We start from the raw sequence: 21,004 nt of genomic DNA on the forward strand, positions 1-21,004 counted from the left end.
GAGATCTCCGTAGACTTCGGTCTGTGAGGCTCCCAGTAGATGACTGGGTTGATAGGCCAGATGTGGAAGCGCGGTAACGTGTGGAGCTGACTGGTACTAATAAGCCGATGACTTGATATTCTCCCTCCCTTGGATGGGTGGGGCATGAGTATGGAAAATCTTAAACGATATTGTTCGCGTTCACTTTGTGGTTCTTGATGTACGAGAAGCCACGCCAGGCAGTATGTCTGATTCGCTCTTGAGTGGGTGGGTTGGGTATTCTGGTGTGGTTGATATGTGTATAGAGTTACGGTGGTTATAGCGTCAGGGAAACGCCCGGTTACATTCCGAACCCGGAAGCTAAGACTGACAGCGCCGATGGTACTGCACTCGGGAGGGTGTGGGAGAGTAGGTCACCGCCGGACACCTTTTGGTGGGTGAGAGGGGATAGCCTTTCAGCAATGATTGCTGGGGTTTTTCCCTTTCGCTATTTTGTAGGGGGGTTCGCTTCCTTTGGTTTCTTTCCTTTTTGGGGGAGGGGCTAGAGGGGCGGGCCCCCTTTTTTTGTACCCAAAACCGGGCACGCGTCCACTGCATTGAGCGCTTGATAGTAATGCTTACCCTCATCGGCAGCGCCATTGAGTGTATGGAGTCAGCATGCACACACGCGTACGCTGTACGTATGATCGACGAGAACGAGAATGAATCCGCAGCGGAGGATCTACAGCTCCTTGCAATGGCACAAGTGCGGGGCATTCGACTGGCCTCTCGCAGCCTGTACGGTGCGATGCACCATGCGTTTGGGGCTCCAGACGGCAGCGTTGAACGCGCAGCGGCCATGTTGTCGCTCGATGAGCAGATTGCTGATTTCCTCTCGCTTCCCGGCAACTCACCGAGCACTGCGATTCTCGCCGTTGGCCGCATCGCGGCAGAGGTTGCCGGCGAGCTTGGCGCGCGGACTGGGCTCAGCCAGGAACGCCTTGGCCGGCAGGTTGACCAGTACCTGCTGGCTACCGGATTCTCAGCATGACCCTGCGCAAGCGTCCACGATTTCTTGAGATCAACGTTCGCGTTCTCTGGAAAATTCGGTTAAACTTCTAGAGTTTGCGTTCGCTGTCATGGGCGATGCAAACGCACCGCCCTCCGGAATGGCTGGAGGGACGGGAGAGCTCGCGCGAAAGCGCGTGTTCGAAGAAAGGAACAATCATGGCAAAGGTAAAGAAGGTTACGGGTCTGATCAAGCTTCAGATCCCCGCCGGCGCTGCCAACCCCGCACCCCCCGTGGGTCCGGCTCTCGGCCAGCACGGCGTGAACATCATGGAATTCTGCAAGGCGTACAACGCTGCAACTGAATCCCAGCGTGGAAACATCGTTCCTGTGGAGATCACTGTCTACGAGGATCGTTCGTTCACGTTCGTTCTCAAGACTCCTCCCGCAGCAGAGCTCCTGAAGAAGGCTGCTGGCGTTCAGAAGGGTTCGGGTACCCCGCACACCGTTAAGGTTGCAAAGGTTACTGCTGAGCAGGTTCGCCAGATCGCCGAGCAGAAGAAGGCTGATCTGAACGCCAACGATCTCGATGCTGCATCGAAGATCATCGCGGGCACCGCTCGCTCCATGGGCATCACGGTCGAGTAAGGGGTATCGCAATGGCTCAGAAGTCGAAGGCGTACCGCGCCGCAGCTGCCAAGATTCAGGCAGACAAGTTCTACGCTCCCAGCGAGGCAGTTGCTCTCGCTAAGGAGACCGGTTCCGCAAAGACCAACTCGACCGTTGAGGTCGCGTTGAAGCTTGGTGTGGACCCCCGCAAGGCTGACCAGATGGTCCGCGGCACGGTCAACCTGCCTCACGGCACGGGTAAGACCGCACGCGTCATCGTGTTCGCAACCGGTGCAGCAGCAGAGGCAGCTATCGCTGCCGGCGCTGACGAGGTTGGCGGCGACGAGCTCATCGAGAAGGTAGCCGGCGGCTACACCTCGTTCGATGCAGCAGTGTCGACCCCCGAGCTCATGGGCAAGGTTGGTCGTCTTGGTAAGGTACTGGGCCCCCGTGGTCTCATGCCGAACCCCAAGACCGGCACCGTGACCCCCAACACCGCTAAGGCTGTTGAGGACATCAAGGGCGGCAAGATCGAGTTCCGCGTTGACAAGCACGCTAATGTTCACTTCATCGTGGGCAAGGCGTCGTTCACCGCTGAGCAGCTCGACGAGAACATCACTTCGGTACTCGAGGAAATCTCGCGTCTGAAGCCCTCGTCGTCGAAGGGCAAGTACGTCATCAAGGGCGCTGTCTCGACCACCTTCGGTCCTGGCATCCCCCTCGACGTTTCGGGTCTCTAAACCGAACGGTTATCAACAGGGCCTTTCCGCGTCATTGATGCGGGGAGGCCCTGTTGGGTATATATAGACTTATATCTGGCGCACACGAGCCAGACTTGGCCGTTTGGCCGATCCGCGAACTGACGATGGGAGCGTGATGGCGAGACCGCAGGCGCACGCCCCGCAGCTCACGGGCTATGCTCTCATCGGCTTGCTCGGTACCGGTGGGTACGCGCAAGTGTTTCAGTATGAGCAGAATCTCCCTCGCCGTTCAGTCGCGGTGAAGGTGCTTGAAGCCTCGCTTGAGGCACAGCATGATCGCTCAATGTTTGAGGCCGAGGCCAACGTCATGGGCCTGCTTTCGAACCACCCGTCAATCGTGACGATCTATTCGGCGAGCGTCGCTGCGGACGGTCGTCCATATATTGCAATGGAGTACTGCCCGGGATCCTTCCGCGCTGCTGCTAAGGGATCACCGATGACCCTTGACCGTGTGCTTGACGCCGGCGTGCGCATCGCGGGCGCACTTGAGTCGGCACACCGCTCAGGCGTTCTCCATCGTGACATTAAACCTGCCAACGTGCTGCTCGGACATGCAGAGCGACCGTTGCTCACAGATTTCGGCATCGCATCCCTCAGAGGAAGTATGCGCGGTGAACGCACCGAACTTGCAATGTCACCGCAGTGGGCAGCGCCTGAGGTATTGAGCCTGCAGACGAGCGGTACGGTTGCGAGTGAGGTTTGGTCACTCGGTGCCACGCTGTACGGCATTGCGGCAGGGCACCCGCCATTCGCGTCTCCTGACCCCGATCAGAACACGAGTACGAAGTTGCGCGAACGTGTGCAGCGTGCGGTGTACGTTCCTGTGCCTGGCGCTCAGGGCTATGAACCCTTTGACCGCGTGATCCAGCGGGCTTTGTCACGAGATCCACGAGAACGGTACGGCTCCATGCTCGAGTTCGGTGAGGCGCTCCGTGGCTTGCAACGTGTGTATGGCTACGATCTCACTGCCATGGACGTCGTCGATTTCGGTGCTGCACCAGAACCAGCTGGGGGAGCGCCTTTGCGACCCTCATCAGTTCGGGCGAAAACCCGTGCAGAGCGGCGCGACGAAATGCGATCCGCGCACACGAAATCATCAACCTCGCGTGAGGCGCTCGAGCGCCGACGCGGTGCGCGTGATTCGAAGCGGGGGCTGTCACCGCTCGCGAGCGCCTGCATTGGCGCCGTGATTGGCGCGGCTGCAGTTTTTGCCGCCAACCTGACAGGAATACTCTAGGTGATGGCTGCTCCGCGCGCGGTCAAACCAACCAAAGGCACTCCTGTGCGCAGACGGCGGTGGCTGAACTGGCTGAGTGCCGGAGTTGTGGTGGCGCTTGGCGTCACCGTTGCGGTGGTCTCGCAAGGTTTTGATGCACGTGAAACATCGCGTGACGAACCCTCGGTGTGGGCGATGCGAGCGAGCGGCCAGTATGCGCGTGTGAACACTGAAACCGCAGAGATTGATACTGTGCGGATCGCGGAGTCTGCGTCTGGAGTACTCCAGTCGGGCGCACGCACGCTCGTGCTGACGAATGGTGGGGGCCGAGCATGGGGAGTGAACCCGGCCGAGCCGCAGGACCTGCGGGAACAAGAAGAAGTTACGTCCAGCGAACAGGACCACACTGCAGCCCCTGAATCGTCTCACGATGGGGAGCGAGAAACGCCAGTACTTGATGGAGAAATCAGAGTACCTGCAGGGAATCGCGAGACCCTTATTGCCGGTGACTTTGTGCTCTTCCGCACGGAAGAAGGTGCGGCCTACCTCGGCACCTTGACCGGAGCCGCGAGTAGCAATGCTGGCACAGACACGGCCGCAAAAACGGCGACCTCGGTCCGCGGTGAGACCTTGCTCGATCCTTTCGCTGCGGAACGCACGGCAGCCCCTGCTGAAGGCAGCGCAGAGGCACCCGCTGATGACGAAGAGGGCAACGCGATTGCTTTCCCTGTGACTGCCGCGGCGCTCAATGACAGTGGTCGGGTCGCGCTGTATTCCGCGCACGCGCGTGAACTACGTTTCTATGAAGCGAGCGAAGGCCGGTTCGAGACCGATGTCGTCAAGCTCTCGGGTGACGTACCCGTTGAAGGTCTCGAGATGGCACTGCTCGGAAAGGACTGGGCACTGTATGCGCCAGACACCGGCACTCTGTGGACGTCCGCTGCGCCTGGTGGAGTGAAGGTGCCAGCGCGCGGCCAGAGTCACCTGCAGCAGACGGCCAGCGACGGCTCTGCCGAAGGCCTGCTCATCGCAGATGAGCAGGGACTGATCCGGGTGACTGATACCGACCGCGTCGCGCGCGTTGACGGGACGGGTACGGGAGTTCCCACACGACCACTCACGATTCGTGACGAGCGATACGCTGCGTGGATCGGCGCTGACTCCGGGACCCTGTGGCAGGAAGGCGCCAAGCTCTCGAAACTTGCTCTCGATGATCAGGTGGCACTGCCTGGCACGGTTACCCCCGTGCTACAGACGAACGGCACACGTGCGCTGCTCTCTGAGACACAGACTGGCATGATGTGGACTGTGCCAGAGGGCAAGCTCATTCCCGTTGAGCAGTGGACACTCACGGAGCCACCCAAACAGGAAGACGGCGCCGTCGTTGTCAACGATGCGACCGACCCAGAGCCCCCAGTGGCCGTGAACGATGTCTTTGGCGTTCGGGCGGGCGAACAAGCGCTGCTACCAGTCATGCTGAACGACTACGATCCGAACCGCAAAGACGTGTTGACGATCGTTCCCGAAAGCGTCGCTGACTCGACGCTCGGAGAATTTGGCAGCATAGAGATGCTTTCCAACTCCCAGATGCTCACGGCCCGGGTTGCCGAAGGTGCGACCGGTTCGGCCACCTTTACGTATCGCATTACTGACGGCGTATACGAATCTGAACCTGCAACGGTGACACTCACCGTCAAGGGAGATGAAGTCGAGAATCCGCCGGCATGGTGCCCGGTGGAAGGCTGTCAGCATGAGTGGCCATCTCCCGAGGTCTCGCCAGGTGGCACCCTCATATTGCCAATTCTCGAAGGGTACGTTGACCCCGAAGGTGACCCGATGCTGCTGCAAGCAGCGGAACTCATCGACCCGGCCTCTGCAGCTCGCGTACTCGTTTCGGCAGACGGACGACTCGCCTTTCGACATGACGACCCCAACGCCGCCGACGAAGACATCTCGGTCAAGGTGACGGTTTCCGATTCACGCGGTGCGTTGAACGTTCGTGAAATGCGGATCCGCGTGCGAGGCGATGCACAACCCAGCATGACGGCAATGGCCTTGACCGTGGCCGCGGGCGAGCCGGCGACCATTCGGCCCCTTGGCCGGGTAACGGGTGGCTCGGGCGCGTATGCGCTGCTCGATGCCTCTGTGACCAGCGGTGAGGCCACGGCAACGACGAATGCTGGTACCGGAGCGATCGAAGTCACCTCCTCGACACTTGGCGATTCGATATTGAGCGTGACGATCAGGGACACCATCTCCGGTGGCGAAACCGCCGGTGTGATCCGCGTCACGACCGTGGCGTCCCGGCCCAAACTCGCGGTGCCGCCTTTGCGTGCGTTCGTGCGACCACTTTCGGACGCGACGATCGAGGTGCTTGATGCGATCCCAGGCGCCAACCATCGAGGCCTTGTCGTTAGCGACGTTGAGGTGCGTGACGGACAGCTTACGGCCGATGTGCTCGAGCACGCCCGTGTTCGCGTTTCTGGCAGCACGGCAGACGGTGCAGCGGGGCGGATCGGGTCTGCCCGGGTCTACGTTTCTGAAGGTGGAACAACTGCATCAGGAGAACTCACGGTTTTCCAAGTGCCAGACGGGACGAATTCAAGTGCGATTGCCGTTGCAGACACGGCGACGGTGCGCGCGGGCAGCGTTGTCGACATCGCTGTTCTCGATAATGACCTTGCGCCTGCGGGTGAACGTCTCGTGCTGCATCCGCAGATTGCTGGCAGCGGCACCAAGGGAGAACTTGCATTCGCTTCGGGGAATACGCTTCGCTATCTTGCCCCGAGTGCGCCGGGTGACTACACGCTGTCGTACACGACGTATGGCTCGAGTACGCCGGAAAGCAGCGATACTGGCACCGTGCGCGTGACAGTGAAGGCTGCTGAGGGCAATCGCGATCCACAACCCTCTGCGCTGACCGTTCGGTTGTCAGCTGGCGAAAAGAACACGGTTCGCGTGCCTCTCTCGGGAGTTGATCCCGATGGCGACCGAGTGCGTCTGGTTGGCGTGCAGAGCACTGACGCTCAGATCACCGCCTCGGTTACGCCGCGTGCTGCCTCGATCGATGTTCAGGCGTCGAAACAGACCACTCCAGGCACGTACGAGCTCCAGTACGCCGTGCGCGACGGGAAGGGCGGCGAAGCCCTGGGCTTGCTGCGCGTGGTGGTGACCGCGGCCGAAGTAGCGAGCATCCCGATTGCATACACCGACCACGTGCGCGTTCAGCGCGACAGCTCTGAGCCGCTCGTCGTGCAGCCGCTCGACAACGATGTTGATCCCGCTGGCGGCACGCTCAGCATCATCGAGGTTGTGCCGAACGTGCCCGGGGGCAAAGAATCAGCAGAGTACGAAAAGCTCATGCAGCGGCTCGACCTTTCTGCGATGAAGAAGGGTCGTATTTCGGTAAGCGCTGGCGAACTCGGCACCGTTTCCTTCCGGTACCGCGTACGGTCATCTGAGACACAGAGCACCGCAGACGGCTTGATCGTTGTGCAGACTTCGGAGCGCATCGGGCAGCTGGCTCCGACGATTCGTGACACCCTGCTCACGACACGCGATCGCGTTGATCTTGCGCACGGCGGCGTTGACGTTGTGACGGATCGTGTCTTCTGGGCAGGCGGTGATGTCGACAACCTCCAGCTGTCGGTATGGGGGAAGTCTGCATCCCGGTTCAAGGCATCTGGCAAGCGGATCACGGGCGAGTACCGCGCTTCGGGTGACCTCGTGCCATTCAAGCTGAGCGGTAAGGACGCGAATGGGGCGGACATTGAGGCGTTTGGTTTCCTCGTGATTCCGCCGCTCGATGACCTGCGGCTGACGCTTCAGCCCGGCCTCACACCCCTGTCCGTGAAGGAAGGAAAGAACGTCTCCGCCACGCTGACGAGCCTGGTTGATATTGGTCGTGGAGATTCGGTCGAGATGGCTACCGGCAGTATGCCCGTCCAACGCTCGCAGGCAACTTGCACAAGCGATGGTTCATCGATCGTGTACCAAGCCGGGAAAAACGAACCCTGGTCAGACAGCTGCGTGATCCGCGTCAAACTGTCCGAGCAGACTCAGTGGACTGAGCTTGCAGTGCCCATCGCGATCGTGCCGAATGAGCCCGTTGTCACGCTCGAACCGCTGAGCCGAACGCTGAGCCCCGGAGAAACTGAAACGATCAATCTCGCTGACATGGTGCGGTGGGAAGGCAATCGAGCGGGTAAGTTCTCGAACCTCCGTTTCACGTTAAACGGTGGCGATGGCTCGTTCGAGATTACCCAGAATGGGAGCAAGCTGTCCGTGCTGGCTCCCGCAGACGCTGTCGTAGGAACCGAACGAGCGGTAAATGTATCGGTCAGCGGTGCTGGAGATAGCCAGTCAGTGCTCAACCTGCGCGTCGGTGTCGCGCCGAAGGATGCGCCAGTGGGCGGATCCGCACCTTTGACGTGCGTAGTCGGTTCCAGCTGTGCTGTCGCTGTCACAGCGCTGCCAGGCAGTTACGATCCGTTCCAAGACAAAAAGGGCGGCGGGCTTGAACTCATCTCGGTCGCTGACGGTGCCTGCGCTGTAGCCTCGTTTGCTGTCGATGGGGACCGGGTCGTGGTGAACTGGCCCAATGGCGCGGAAGGTTCGGGTGGCAAGTGCACCGCAACGTTTACCGTGCGTGATGCGCAAAAGCGCGTCGGAACTGGCGCGGTGGAGCTGGACGCACGAGGCGTTCCGCGAGCACCAGTGTCGATCGTGCCAAAGTCGGCCGACAGAAACAGCGTGTCGCTTACGGTGTCGCTGAGTCAGCAGGCCGCTCACCCGGCTGTCACTGGGGTGGAGCTCTTCGCCGACGGATCACGCGTTGGCGACTGCACCCTCAACGATGGCAGCGTTGCTGTTTGCTCGAACTCGGGTCTGACTCCCGGTGTGAAACATACGTACACTGCACGGGCGGTGAACGCCGTCGGCTCATCACAGGCGACCGCAAACGGTGTTGAGACATGGGCGTACGAAGCACCAAACGCCCCCACGGTGGCAGCTGCAGCGGTGAGCTGGCCTGAGAATGAGAGTTCGACACGTGGTCGTCTGCGGATCACCATCGGTGAGGCTGGCAATGCCGAACGCAGGCTCTGGATCGGTGGTGTTGAGACTCCGCTCAGCGCGAGCGGCATTTACGAAACTGCCGCGGGCACACAGAGCATTGCGGTCATGGCTGTAGACCCTGACTCGGCGCTGCCCCCTGCCTACGCGGGCGGCAGCGAGAGCCAGCAAAACCGCATCGATGCTGAAGCGTTCGGTGCTCCAACGCTGACGGCAAAGCTCGCGAACAAAGGTGACACCGGGTACATCTTCACGACGACCGCAGCTGGCAAGGGTGACATCACGCTGACCTATGGCCTGACACCAGGCAGGGGCGATGCCAAGTGCACTGGCGCGTCTGAGAGTGGGTCTGGGCTTACTGCGTTCACCTATTACGCGGGCGCCTCCTGCGCGTCATCGCAATACGGCAAGACGAGAGCGCAGGCTGGCTGGATCTTCACGAGTGGAGACGTACCCGCACTGACCGGTGGTCAATACCGGGTGAGTTCAAACCCAACTGTCAGACCAGGCGGCCTCGATATTGACGGTGTCGTTGCATACGGCGCGACAACTCCAGAGCTCGGCGGGAAGCTTGACGGCGCCCTCCTTGAATGGTCAACACCGATCTCTGAGCTGAACTCCCATAACACCGAAACGACCGTCACCCAGTGCGTGCGCAAGGAAGATGTGAACCGGTGTTCTGATCCGCTAACCGTGCGCCCTGTCGATCGTGTGACGCCGTTTGAAGTCTCCTACCTTGGGAACTGTGCGGCCAATGCGAGTGAACTCACGATCGGTGGTGTCTTCGGACTTTCGGGAACACCGGGTGTCACGCCCGTGTTCACAGAGATTCCGAATACACAGAACGTAGAGATGTCGTGGCCAGGTGGCGCCTACGGCAGTGCAACCTTCACGAACGTGATGTGCTCGCCGCCGACGGGGCAGACCGAACCGCCCGCCAACACGAGCCCCACCACGAACACCAACTAGTAAGTCGAGAGAACGAGTAGCAATGAGCGCATCGGATCTGAAGAACGTCGGACCCCTCACTGAAGAGCGTGCACTCTGGGCGCGCGACGCGGTCAGCACGGTGGCCTCTGCGATGGAGCAGGCGATTCACGGTAAGCGACGCATCATCGAGCTTGTCCTCACGACGATGATCGCCGAGGGACACGTGCTTCTGGAGGACGTTCCGGGTACTGGCAAGACGGCGCTCGCTCGATCGCTGGCGAAGGCAGTGCAGGGACAATCTGCACGTATCCAGTTCACGCCAGATCTCTTGCCCTCGGACGTGACTGGCACCACGGTGTACCACGAGCGTGAGCACCTGTTTGAGTTTCACAAGGGGCCGGTGTTCACCAATGTGCTCCTCGCAGATGAGATCAACCGTGCAAGCCCAAAGACGCAGTCGGCACTGCTCGAGGTGATGGAAGAACGCCAGGTAACCGCTGACGGGAAGACCCACGAGGTACCCGCGCCGTTCATCGTGATCGCGACACAGAACCCGGTAGAGCAAGCAGGCACGTACCGCCTGCCCGAGGCACAGCTTGACCGGTTCATGCTGAAGACATCAATCGGCTACCCAGACGAGGTGGCAATGCGCCGCATTCTCGAGCGCATTGAGGTCTCTGAAGTCCCCGAGGTGTTGAGCCTCGGCTCGCTGGTGCAGCTGCAGCAGTTCGCGAAGCTTGTGCGAGTGAGCCCGCTCCTCACCGAGTACATCACCCGCATTGTCGAGGCGACCCGTCGCTCACCAGAGGTTCGTCTTGGCGCAAGCGTCCGTGGTGCGCTCGCCCTCGTCCGCCTCGCAAGCGCGTGGGCCCTTCGCGATGGCCGAAACTACGTGGTTGCAGAAGATATTCGCGAGCTCGCTGTCGGAGTCCTCGCTCACCGTCTCGTGCTCGAGCCAGAGGCGGAGTTCGAGGGTGTCACAGCTGAGGCCGTGGTCGGTCAGGTCATCCTCGATACGCCGATCCCGCAGGAGAACGGCACCGCGTGACCCCCGACGATACCCTTCCTGGCGCGCGCGAGAGCAGGAGCGAGCCCGATTCGCGCCTGCGCAAGCCTGCGCAACGACGGGATGAAACCCGAACTGGCACGCGCACCAGGACGCGGACGCGCACCCGTACGCGCACCCGTACGGTGACAAGCATCGGTTCAACGCCTGTGGCGTTGACACGTCGTACTCGCGCGAAGCGCTGGGCACGTGGTGCACGTGAGGCAGCCGCTCAGTGGGGCGGATCCGCGCTCCGCGCAGTCACACCGCTTGGTTGGTTTGTCATTGTTTTGACCCTAGTCGGAATCATTCTCGGAGCGGCATATGGCTGGATCGAGGCGTGGTACCTCGCGTGTGCCGGCCTGGTGTTGTTGCTCATTGCGAGTCCGTTTCTCATCGGCAGTCGCGCGTATGAGGTGAGCATTCACCTCGATAAAGATCACGTTGTGGCTGGTGGCGTGATTGAGATCGGCGTGCGGGTGCACAACGATGGCGCTCGGCCAGCACTACCGACACTGGCTGAACTGCCTGTAGGCCCAGCTCTACGAGAGCTTCCAATTCCCTTCATGGCTCCGCACCACGAGATGGTGCTGCCGACCTCGGTACCCACCGTGTCACGCGGCGTTATCCCAGTCGGCCCGCTTACCATCGCGCGTCGTGATCCGCTGTCTTTGCTGCGTCGTGAGGTGACGTGGGACGATCGCCGGCTCGTGCACGTGCACCCGCGCACGGTGCAGCTGCCAGCGAATTCGTCTGGTCTCGTACGCGACATTGAGGGCATCGCAAGTCGCCGCATTGTAGATTCTGATCTCTCGTTCTATGCGGTCCGCGAGTATGTGCCGGGTGACTCGATCCGCCATATTCACTGGAAATCTACCGCGCGCACCGGCACAACAATGGTGCGCCAGTATGAGGAATCGCAAACGGCGCGGGTAGCGGTGCTCTTTGATGCGATTCGTGAGGAGTATGCGAGCGAAGAAGAGTTCGAACTCGGCGTAAGTCTCGCGGCATCGCTCTCGGTTCAGGCCGTGCGCGAGGGACGCGATCGTTTTGTTGCGAGTGGCTGGGTGCCTGCGGGGCGCAGAGCGCGGATCGATGGCCTCGAAGAACTCCCGTCGCGCGAGCCATTGCAACTGATGAACGCGTGGTCAGCGCTTGGCGCGATGCCGGAGGCACAGCCCATAGAGGTGCTGGCAAATACCCTCTCGCACTCGCTTCGTGACTTGTCAGTTGTCATGCTCATCACCGGCTCGAAGGTGAGCTTCGCACGTTTGCGTCGCGCAGCGGCGACATTCCCTGGGGATGTTCATGTGCTCGCGATCCGCGCCGAGATGTATGCCGATCCGCGCATGCAGCGCGTAGACGCAGTCTCACTGTTCACCGCGGGGGCGTTGGAAGATCTTCCGCAGCTCCTCGTGAGGAGCCTGCGATGAACCGCGACACTTCACGCATTGCTTGGCGCCGACTTCCTGGGGCACTCGCGGCTGCCGCGATCGCACTCGTGCTTGGTGGCTTGGGAGCATGGCAGATCTACGAGACACCGTGGCTGTTTGCAGTTGCTGGCGCCTCGTTTGTGCTCGCGACCCTGATCTCGACGATGCAGGCCCGTTTCCGCTGGAGCTGGCCGGTGTATATCGCCGTCGCCGCACTCACCTTTGTCGTGACGCTCGTGCCTGTTGCTCGACCGCAGTCGTTCAGCCAGGGACTGCTGCCCGGGTTCCTTGATAGCGTGAGCGCGATCGTGCTCGGCTGGAAGCAGCTCCTCACGCTGACACTTCCCGTCGGCTGGTACCAGTCGGTGCTCGTCCCCGCATACCTCGTCTTCTTTGTGAGCACGCTCGCGATTGTGCGGATCGGCCTGCGCAGCTCGAACATCGCCGGGTTCGCCGTCGTCCCAATGCTCGCCCCATTGGCGTTCGCTACGGTCTTTGGAAGTTCAGCGGTGAGCGCACCGCTCCGATTCTGCGCGATCACCATTGTTGCGCCGCGTGAGATTGCGCTCTGGCTGCTCGGCGCGATTGCAGCTGCACTGTGGATTGTGTGGGTTACGGGCGCGGATCGTCGAGCCGCTCTGCGCCTTGGCCGGCAACAGGTGGGGGTATCAGCCCCACGCGACGTGGCCGCTGATACTGGGGCCTCGCTTCGCTCAATTCGCGGCGGTCGCGGCGGTCGCGGCATGAGATTCGTCACGGGTGCGGTCACGTTGTTGGTCGCGTTCGGCCTCGCTGCGGTCGCCGTGCACGCGGTTGACGCTGGCAGCCGCTCGGTCGCGCGCGATGAGGTGGCGCCGGTGGTCGTGATTCGCGAGCAGGCGAGCGCATTGGCCACCTATCGGGCATCAAAGAGCGACACTGGAATAGATGCGCCACTCTTCTCGGTCGAGGCTGTTGACAAGGGAGCTGTGCTGCCCGATCGGCTCCGCATTGCTGTGCTCGATGACTATAACGGTGTGGATTTTCACGTTGGTGAAGGTGAAGCCGGACGATTCTCCCGCTTCCCAAGTGGCCGCGCGGGCGCTGACGACCCAGTCGTTCAGGTGCGGATCGCCGAAGCCTACGATGGCATCTGGCTGCCAACGGCCGGCTTCACCGAGCCGCCCTGGTTCATTGGCTCGCGCGGTGCCGAGCTTGCTGATTCGCTGTACGTTAACCGCGATACCGGCGCGGCCATCGCGGTACCCAACGCTTCGGGCGTGCAGCCTGGCGATGGGTTCACTGCGCCGATGCGGCGCACAACCGACACCAAGATTTCTGACCTTCCCGCGCAGCGCACTCCACTTGTTGATCTTGAAACGATGCCAGAGCTTGCAACCTGGATCGAACGGCAACAGCAGAGTGTGAGCGCAGAAGGCCTGACCGAACTCATCGACAGGCTGCGAGCTCGCGGCTATCTGAGCCATGCGCTTGCGCCAGGCGAAAGTGGCACCTCTGGCGAGCACTCCAAATGGTTGACGCGACTCGCTGAGGAGTACGGCACGACGTTTAAGCCCAGTCTTGGCGGACACTCAGCGAGTCGTATCGAGTCGCTGTTCGCCGAGCTGAACGCACAAGAACTCGCGGCGGGTGAGAACCCCGATCCTGCCGCGCTCGTTGCCGGCGTTGGCGACGATGAGCAGTTCGCTGCCGCCGGAGCGCTGATTGCGCGCGCACTCGGCTACGAATCGCGTGTTGTTGTCGGAGTCCACCTGACCGAGCCAGATTTCCCTGGCATCCCGGCGTGTGACACCATTTGCACCGGCGAAAATATTGCGGCCTGGATTGAAGTGCGCGGATCAGACGGGAAATGGGCTGCTGTCGACGTGACCCCGCAGCTCTCCCTGCTGCCACAACTTATCGAACAGGGTGAGCAGCTGCCGGAGTTCCCCACTATTGCAGAGCAGCGTGATGCGCAGGAGGTCGATCCGCCGATCGGCACGACCGATCAGCATGAGTCAGGGGATCCTCGTGTCGACGATACGACGGTCTCCTGGCTGATTCCGCTGGCCAAGGGGGTCGGGCTTGCGGTTGGCGGTCTCGCCTGCATCGCACTGCCGCTCGTCTTCCTGCCGCTCGCGAAGCGCCGACGGGCAAGTAGACGCAAGCGTGAGCCGAATCCTGAGCTGCGCGCGCTTGGCGCCTGGGCTGAACTACTCGATCGCGAGCGGGACGCCGGATACGAGATCGATGAATCACGCACCCGCCCCCGAATCGCGGCTGAGATCGGCCATCCAGCGGTGGTGTGGGCCGCGATGCAGGTGGATCGTGCGGTCTTCTCGCCCGAAGGAATTGACGGGGATACGGCCGACTGGGTGTGGAATGCCGTTGAGACCCACGCCGCAGATAGACGCCAAAATCTGACAAAGCGTGAAAAGCTCAGAGAAGCGTTTGCAATGCGTTCGCTTTGGCCGCTCGGCGGCCGCGGTACCGCACAGTGGCGAATCAAGACACAACGCTCATCACAGAGAAAGGCAGGTTGATGGCTGCAACGATTCGGTTGGAGCACGGCTCGCAGACCCATCCGGGCATGCGACGCACCGTCAACGAAGATGCCTTTCTCGCTGCTGACCCGGTGTTTGTCGTTGCAGACGGCATGGGAGGCCATGAGGCTGGTGATCGGGCGAGCGCTGCGGCTGTGCAGGCGTTCGCGTCGATCGTCGGTCGGAACGACCTCACCTATCTCGATATCGATGAGACGCTGAACAAAGCTCGCCAGGCGGTGCTCGAAGTCGCGGCGACGACCTTGCGCGGAGGCGGCTGCACGCTGACCGGCGTCGTACGTATCGTTCATGGTGGCGCTCCGCAGTGGCACGTGCTCAACGTTGGCGACTCACGCGTCTACGAGTACATTGATGGCGAGCTTCGCCAGATCACACGAGATCACTCACTCCACCTTGAGTTGCTTGCCCAGGGCAGCCCGCGCGCGAGCATCACGCCGCGCAATGTGATTACTCGGGCGCTCGGGTCCGAAGATAGCAGGCACGATGCCTGGCTTATTCCGCTCCAGGTTGGTTCGCGGCTGCTCATCTGCTCGGATGGCCTCACAACCGAGGTCGAAGACATTGAGCTCGCCGAGGCACTCGCAAGCGGGCAAGACCCAGATACCCTTGTCGCCCAGCTCATCGACCTGGCCTGTGATCGTGGCGGTCGCGACAACATCACGGCGATCGTCGTCGATACCCTCGCGCTCGAGATGACCCCCGTGGCGCCGGCCGAGAGCACTGAGTTTGCTGACCTTGGAGACGACACCGAAGACACCACGGCCGAACAAGATCACACGGTTCGGGTGGCACGCGCAGATCGGTTCCGTACTGAGGATCAGCGATGAGCCCGACACGTAAGGTCACGGATCCACGCGGCACCCACGACACAGACGATCTCACCGTCGTGCAGCCGCGCCGCGCAGGTGCTCGTGCCGACACGCACTCGCAGTCGCGTTCGAGGCACGGCGACATCACGGTGTCTGCAACTCGCAAGCCGTGGGAGCCGTCACCGTCGGTCCTTGCCGAGGAGACCGTCATGCTGCCGACGTCTGATTCTGGCCTGTTCCAGGCAGAGGTCATGCCTGTGGTCTATGGCGTTCGTACGGGCGATGTCGAGACCTCGGCAGGGCTGACTGGGCATCTCACCCCGCGTCGCGTACCGCCCGCGCCGGGTGCTTTCACCGATTCGGGCGCGGATCCCAGCAACTCAGCAGAACTCCCAGACCGAAGCGGCCTCGCCTCCATTGAGCGACGCACGCTGCGCGGACGAATGGCAACAGTACTCGTCTTTGCGATGGTTATTGTCGCAAGTGTGAGTGGGATCATCGCCATTGCCCGTGTCGTAATGGGATAATCGACAAAACTTGGAACATCCAGTGGATAAGAGGCGTGAGGTTCGAGCATGAACGTACCGATGTTGCTGCCAACTGAGATTGGCCAGCCAGATCCGGCCGTGACTGTCTCAACGGCGTTTGTCATGATTGCAGTGATCTGGTCGCTCGTTGGGCTTGCGTTCTTCGTTTGGTACCTGTGGTCGCTGAGCCGGTTGTTCCCGCTCATTGGCCTGCCTGCAGGCCAGGGCTGGATTCCGATCTGGAACCAGGTGCTCCTGGTCAGTCGCGGCGGATTCCCCGGTTGGCTCATGTTCCTCGTGATCATCCCTGGCGTGAGTATTGTGCCCTTTGTGCTGCTCATGATGTCGATTCATCGCCTCCACAAAGAGTTCAATGCGAACGTCGCGTACATTTGGTTCGCGATTTTCCTGCCCCCGGTTTGGGCAATGGTGTTTGCGTCTCACCTCGAGCAGTCGCAGATCACGGTAGGCGGATCAGGACAGGCCGGCATGCAGGGACAGCTCCCTGTGAAGGCAACCGCCGCACCAGTCGCGCGCCCGAGTTCTCCCGCGCCCGTTGCAGCTCGTGCTGCACAGGTGGCACCTGCCGCACCGGCTGCTCCGGCGCAGGCACGCCCAGTTGTGCAGCCAGCGCCTGCCGTGCCCCGCCAGGCTGCGCCGGTTCAGCCGTCCGCTCAGCCAGCGCCTGCGCCCGCTCCTTTGGTGGAGCCGGCTGCCCAGCCTCAGCCTCAGTCTCCTGCTGTTCCTGCACCCGTCACACCGGCAGTTGCGCAGGAACCTTGGGAGGTTCCCGCGGCTGAGCAGGATCCACAGCATGAGGGATGGGGCTTTAGCCGTACGACTGAAGACGCGTTCCACCAGCTTGCCGAAGAGGGCGCTCAGCCTGGCACTGCGACACCGCTTGAACCGACTGCCCCGCCGCGTCCGTTCATGTGGCCTGAGCCCGACTTCGCGAAGCCTGTGAAGCCGACACCGGTTGTGCAGCCAGCTGCAGCAGCTCCTGCTCCTGCTCCTGCCACCCCTGCGCCGCAGCCCGTTCCGGCTCCGGCCCCTGCGCCGATTCCCGAAGCAGTCCAGCCTACGGCTCAGCCTACGCCCGAGCTGCAGGCCCCAGCGCCTGTAGCGCCAGCCCAGGTCGTTCCTGAGCCGGTTGTCCCGGCCCAGGTTCCCCCGGCACCCGTTCAGGAAGACGCCCCGACACCGGCCCAGGCCCCGGCAGCGCAGGCGCCAGCACAGTCGCCAGCGGTTTGGCCGATCTTGCCAGAGGCAGTTGTCCCGCCCGTCGCGCCAGCAGCCAATCGGCTCTTCGCCACTGATGATGATGACGACGATAATACGATCGCCGTCGTGCGCAGCCCCCGTTGGGGTCTCGTACTCGGCTCCAACGAGGTACTGGTCATTCCCGGTGACGACGTCATCGTTGGCCGAAAGCCGTCCGCAACGGCAGAGTCGGTCACGCTCATCGTGGAAGACCCCACACGTACACTCTCAAAGTCGCACGTGCGCATGATCCGCACCGGCGGAGAGTGGCAGATCGTCGACCTCAACTCGACCAACGGTGTCGCGACCCAGGCCGCCAGCGGGGAGTGGGCAGAGGTAGCGCCCGGTACCCGCACGATCGCGAGCGAGCGCATGATGTTCGGCACCCTTGAGGTGCGTCTCATCCCGCTCGACTAACGGGCTAGCAAGCTCGTATCGTGCGGGGTAACCAGCACGCAAGCAGGGCGCGGATGAGCGGAGCCGAAATAGCTTACGCCTGATCCGCGCTCTTCTGCTCTGAACGCCAGAACGCCTGAGCAGCGTTGAACTCTGACTCGATCTCGGGGTCGCGCTTGCGCGTAGCCAAGCTCACAACGATGGCGGTGAGCATGGCGAGAACGAATGCTGGCAGCAACTCGTATAGGCCTGTGTTCAGCGCCTTCCAAATGAAGACGGTCGCAGTACCAACGATCATGGCTGCGAGTGCACCCCAAGTCGTGAGTTTGCGCCAGTACAGGCTGAGTAGCATGACGGGGCCGAAGGCAGCTCCGAAGCCGGCCCACGCGAACCCAACGAGCGCGAGAATTGAGTCGCTCGGTGAGAATGCCAGTGCGCCAGCGATGACCGCGATGAGGAGCACTCCGAGGCGACCAAAGTTCAGCAGCACCTTTTCACTCGGTGCAGGCTTACTGATGAGACGGTAGATGTCTTCGACGATGGCCGATGAGCACACGAGGAGCTGACTCGACAGCGTGCTCATGATTGCAGCAAGTACGGCAGCAAGGACGAGACCCGCGACGAGGGGATGGAGCAGCGTCTGCGCGAGCAACAGCACGATCGTCTCAGGGTTGGTGGGAGCTCCACCAAAGACATCGAAGTATGCGATCGCGACCAGTCCGGCCGAAAGCGCACCAGCGAGCGAGAGGAACTGCCAGCTCGTGCCGATGAGGCGTGCGCTCTTCGCCTCGGCGGGGGAGCGGAGCGCCATGAAGCGAATGACAATGTGGGGCTGACCGAAGTAGCCGAGGCCCCATGCGAGACCGGAGAGAATGACAAGAACGACCGCGGTGGTGGTCATGTCTGATCCGCCGAAAATTGAGAGATTGCCGGGGCTGACAGCGTGCACGAGCGAGGCGGTCTCGCCGAGGCCACCGATGTTGATGATGGCGATGACCGGGACAACGATGAGGGCAGTCACCATCATGAGACCCTGCACCACGTCAGTGAGTGAAGCACCGAGGAAGCCGCCGAAGAGCGTGTACACCAGGGTAACGGCCGTGATGAGCAGAACGCCGGTGACATAGTTGCCGCCGAACGCGCTCTCAAAGAAGACACCTCCGGCAACAATGCCAGACGACGCGTAGAGCGTGAAGAACACCAGAATGATTGCGCTCGAGACGAGGCGCAGTAGGTGCGATTTGTCACGCAGACGGTTCTCGAAATAGCTCGGGATGGTGATCGAGTTTTTTGCCACCTCGCTGTACGCGCGCAGTCGCGGGGCAACCAGGCGCCAGTTGAGGTACGAACCGATGAGCAAGCCAACCGCGATCCAGCCTTCGATGAGGCCGGTCGCATAGATCGCGCCGGGGAGACCCATAATGAGCCAACCCGACATATCTGAGGCGCCGGCGCTCAGTGCGGCGACCCACGACGGCAGCCCGCGACCGGCGAGCATGTACCCCTCATGACTGTTGGTGCGGCGAAACGCGATGAACCCAATAAAGAGCAACACCGCGAAGTACGCACCAAGCGCAATGTAGAGGAACAGCTGATCCGACAAGCCGGATTCCTTTCGTTGACCACCAAGAAACAGGCGAAACCTATCTATAACTCTATTCCCCCTGTAAATTCGGGCCATTCTCTTGTGACTCTGCACAGTTCTCAGGTAATCCACTGTTTTACGGCGCACACTGAATTCACCCGTGCAGGGCTCAACAGGGCGCTCGCAGTTGAAGACACGCCCGCTTCTCGAGCCGTGCGTCACTCTTTGGCAGCAGGCGTAATGTGAGAACTGCAACGAAGCCACCCGGAATCTCGAGGAGAGTGACCGTATGAAGACGATCAGCTACAACCTGCGTAAGAACCGTGCCGCGTGCGAACTGCACGATCTGGTCGACGCACATGACGCTGACGTACTTTGCCTGCAAGAAGCTGACGCGATGACGCTTCCAGAGCGTCTCGGCAAGCTCAAGCTCGTGCATGCCACCGAAAAGAACCGCCTTGGCCTTGCGATGTACGTTGATAGCGAGCGATTCCACGTTCGTGAGTCACGCACCTTCCAGCTGAAGAAGTCGATGCATGATCGCGTGCTCGCGCCGGCTCACGAGCGTCTGCTTGGCGTGCACATGCACGACTTTGAGCGCGACTCCGATGTCGTCGCCGCGTCTTTCCACGCCGCTCCGCTCACCGCGCTGAATTCGCTGCGTCGCAGCCAGATTCATGCGGCACTCGCGCAGCTGCGCACCTTCGGTCACGGCCTTCCCGTGCTCATGGTGGGCGACTACAACTACCCGGTATTCAAGAAGCGCCTCGACACCGAAATGCGCGACACCGGGTACAACCTCAATCTCAGTGACAAGCGTACGTACACGCGATACGGCATGTTCCGTGGGCACTTCGACTTCGCGACCTCGTCTGGCTTTGACGTTGCAAGCGTGCAGACCCTTGGCCGCGGCACCTCAGACCACCTACCGATCATGGTGACCTCGCTCATCAACGAGCCCATCGTGTTCGCTGATCGTCCTGAGCGCAAGCTTCAGCTCGTCTAGCCGACGACACACACAAACACCTCGGGTGACTGATCCTCCGCATAGCGGCGCGGATCAGTCACCCGAGGTGTTTCTCTGTGGTGCGGGAGTGACCCGCCAGCTGTCTACAGTCCGAGGCGTGCGGGAATCTCGGCGACAGACTCGATAACTTCGGCAGTACGCGGAGCCGAATCACACAAATCTGCGAAGTCCGTACGCTGCAGTTCGCCCGTCAACACACCAAACGTCAGCGATGCGCCCGAGTTGATGCCAGCCTGCACGTCGACGAGAGTGTCGCCTGCTGCGAGTACCGTGGAGACGTCGTGCACGTTGGTGGCCTCCATCGCGCGGTGGATCATGTAGGGCGCGGGGCGCCCCTCGGCGACCTCGTCACCGCAGATGAGCGCATCGATCACGACAGCGCTCGCCGCAGCACCCTCAGCATCAGCACCAACAACCCAACCGATCTCGTTGAGAATCCCGGTCGCGATGTCGCGCGAGAAACCGGTCGTCAGGGCAACCTGCAGCCCTGCGCTGCGCAGCTGCGTGATGGCCTCGGGAACGCCCGGAAGGGGGGTGGGCGGCTGCGCCGCATACTTCTCAGCCAGGATCGCACGGAATCGGTCGTATGCCTGGGGCACCCGATCCGCCGGCGTGAAGGGATCGCCGCCACCGAGCTCGATGAGTGCGGTGATCGCCGCGCGCTTTTCGGTGCCCATCCAGGTCTGCAGATCGGCCGGCGAGACGGTGACGCCGGTCTCCTCGACGGCCTCGCGGAGCGCGTCGTAGACCGCGCCGCCGTCGTTGATGGTGGTTCCTGCCATGTCGAATACGGCGAGGGTAATCATTCGGGAGTGCTCCTTAAA

At 61.6% G+C, this 21,004-nt stretch carries 14 protein-coding genes and 2 rRNA genes; 14 read left to right on the forward strand and 2 right to left on the reverse strand.

The window, feature by feature from the left end; translation table 11 throughout:
• From ICL81_RS08670 to ICL81_RS08730, 13 genes are all read left to right on the forward strand, one after another.
• Positions 1 to 120, forward strand: a 23S ribosomal RNA gene (locus tag ICL81_RS08670); the annotation flags it as partial.
• 167 nt (positions 121 to 287) lie between these two features.
• A 5S ribosomal RNA gene (gene rrf, locus ICL81_RS08675) occupies positions 288 to 404 on the forward strand.
• A 257-nt stretch (positions 405 to 661) separates the two neighbouring features.
• Entirely contained in the window at positions 662 to 1,009 is a 348-nt protein-coding gene (locus ICL81_RS08680; protein WP_188034510.1) for a hypothetical protein, read from the forward strand.
• 176 nt (positions 1,010 to 1,185) lie between these two features.
• Entirely contained in the window at positions 1,186 to 1,614 is a 429-nt protein-coding gene (gene rplK, locus ICL81_RS08685) for a 50S ribosomal protein L11 (protein ID WP_188034511.1), read from the forward strand.
• Positions 1,615 to 1,625: 11 nt separating this feature from the next.
• Positions 1,626 to 2,315 (forward strand): 50S ribosomal protein L1, encoded by a 690-nt coding sequence (gene rplA / locus ICL81_RS08690; RefSeq protein WP_188023172.1) that lies wholly within the window; start codon positions 1,626 to 1,628, stop codon positions 2,313 to 2,315.
• Between the two features lie 136 nt (positions 2,316 to 2,451).
• Positions 2,452 to 3,573 (forward strand): serine/threonine-protein kinase, encoded by a 1,122-nt coding sequence (locus ICL81_RS08695; RefSeq protein WP_188034512.1) that lies wholly within the window; start codon positions 2,452 to 2,454, stop codon positions 3,571 to 3,573.
• Positions 3,574 to 3,576: 3 nt separating this feature from the next.
• The gene (locus tag ICL81_RS08700; RefSeq protein ID WP_188034513.1) at positions 3,577 to 9,594 is read left to right on the forward strand and encodes an Ig-like domain-containing protein; all 6,018 of its coding nucleotides are present in this window, start codon (positions 3,577 to 3,579) and stop codon (positions 9,592 to 9,594) included.
• Between the two features lie 22 nt (positions 9,595 to 9,616).
• On the forward strand, positions 9,617 to 10,603 hold the full coding sequence (locus ICL81_RS08705; protein WP_188034514.1) for a MoxR family ATPase: 987 nt from the start codon (positions 9,617 to 9,619) through the stop codon (positions 10,601 to 10,603).
• Positions 10,600 to 12,033, forward strand: coding sequence for a DUF58 domain-containing protein (locus ICL81_RS08710; protein WP_353055473.1), 1,434 nt, complete (start codon positions 10,600 to 10,602; stop codon positions 12,031 to 12,033). Before ICL81_RS08705 ends, ICL81_RS08710 begins: the two co-directional genes overlap by 4 nt.
• Positions 12,030 to 14,555 carry a DUF3488 domain-containing protein gene (locus ICL81_RS08715; RefSeq protein WP_188034515.1) on the forward strand — a complete coding sequence of 842 codons (2,526 nt, stop codon included), beginning with the start codon at positions 12,030 to 12,032 and terminating at the stop codon, positions 14,553 to 14,555. The genes ICL81_RS08710 and ICL81_RS08715 overlap by 4 nt, the downstream gene beginning before the upstream one ends.
• Positions 14,555 to 15,403, forward strand: coding sequence for a PP2C family serine/threonine-protein phosphatase (locus tag ICL81_RS08720; protein ID WP_188034516.1), 849 nt, complete (start codon positions 14,555 to 14,557; stop codon positions 15,401 to 15,403). The genes ICL81_RS08715 and ICL81_RS08720 overlap by 1 nt, the downstream gene beginning before the upstream one ends.
• Complete coding sequence (locus ICL81_RS08725) at positions 15,400 to 15,912, forward strand: hypothetical protein (RefSeq protein WP_188034517.1); 513 nt, start codon at positions 15,400 to 15,402, stop codon at positions 15,910 to 15,912. Before ICL81_RS08720 ends, ICL81_RS08725 begins: the two co-directional genes overlap by 4 nt.
• A 48-nt stretch (positions 15,913 to 15,960) precedes the next feature.
• Positions 15,961 to 17,589 (forward strand): DUF5684 domain-containing protein, encoded by a 1,629-nt coding sequence (locus ICL81_RS08730; RefSeq protein WP_188034518.1) that lies wholly within the window; start codon positions 15,961 to 15,963, stop codon positions 17,587 to 17,589.
• A 73-nt stretch (positions 17,590 to 17,662) separates the two neighbouring features.
• Here the strand turns inward: ICL81_RS08730 and putP are convergent, their stop codons facing one another.
• Complete coding sequence (gene putP / locus ICL81_RS08735; protein ID WP_188034519.1) at positions 17,663 to 19,171, reverse strand: sodium/proline symporter PutP; 1,509 nt, start codon at positions 19,169 to 19,171, stop codon at positions 17,663 to 17,665.
• 271 nt (positions 19,172 to 19,442) lie between these two features.
• Here putP and ICL81_RS08740 point away from each other — a divergent pair, with 271 nt between their 5' ends.
• Complete coding sequence (locus tag ICL81_RS08740; RefSeq protein ID WP_188034520.1) at positions 19,443 to 20,159, forward strand: endonuclease/exonuclease/phosphatase family protein; 717 nt, start codon at positions 19,443 to 19,445, stop codon at positions 20,157 to 20,159.
• Positions 20,160 to 20,263: 104 nt separating this feature from the next.
• On the opposite strand, the gene ICL81_RS08745 is transcribed toward ICL81_RS08740, so the two are convergent.
• Positions 20,264 to 20,986, reverse strand: a complete 723-nt coding sequence (locus ICL81_RS08745; RefSeq protein WP_188034521.1) for a phosphonatase-like hydrolase — start codon at positions 20,984 to 20,986, stop codon at positions 20,264 to 20,266.
• Positions 20,987 to 21,004: the final 18 nt, after the last annotated feature.

This window comes from Leucobacter sp. cx-328, assembly GCF_014530035.1.
GTDB lineage: Bacteria > Actinomycetota > Actinomycetes > Actinomycetales > Microbacteriaceae > Leucobacter.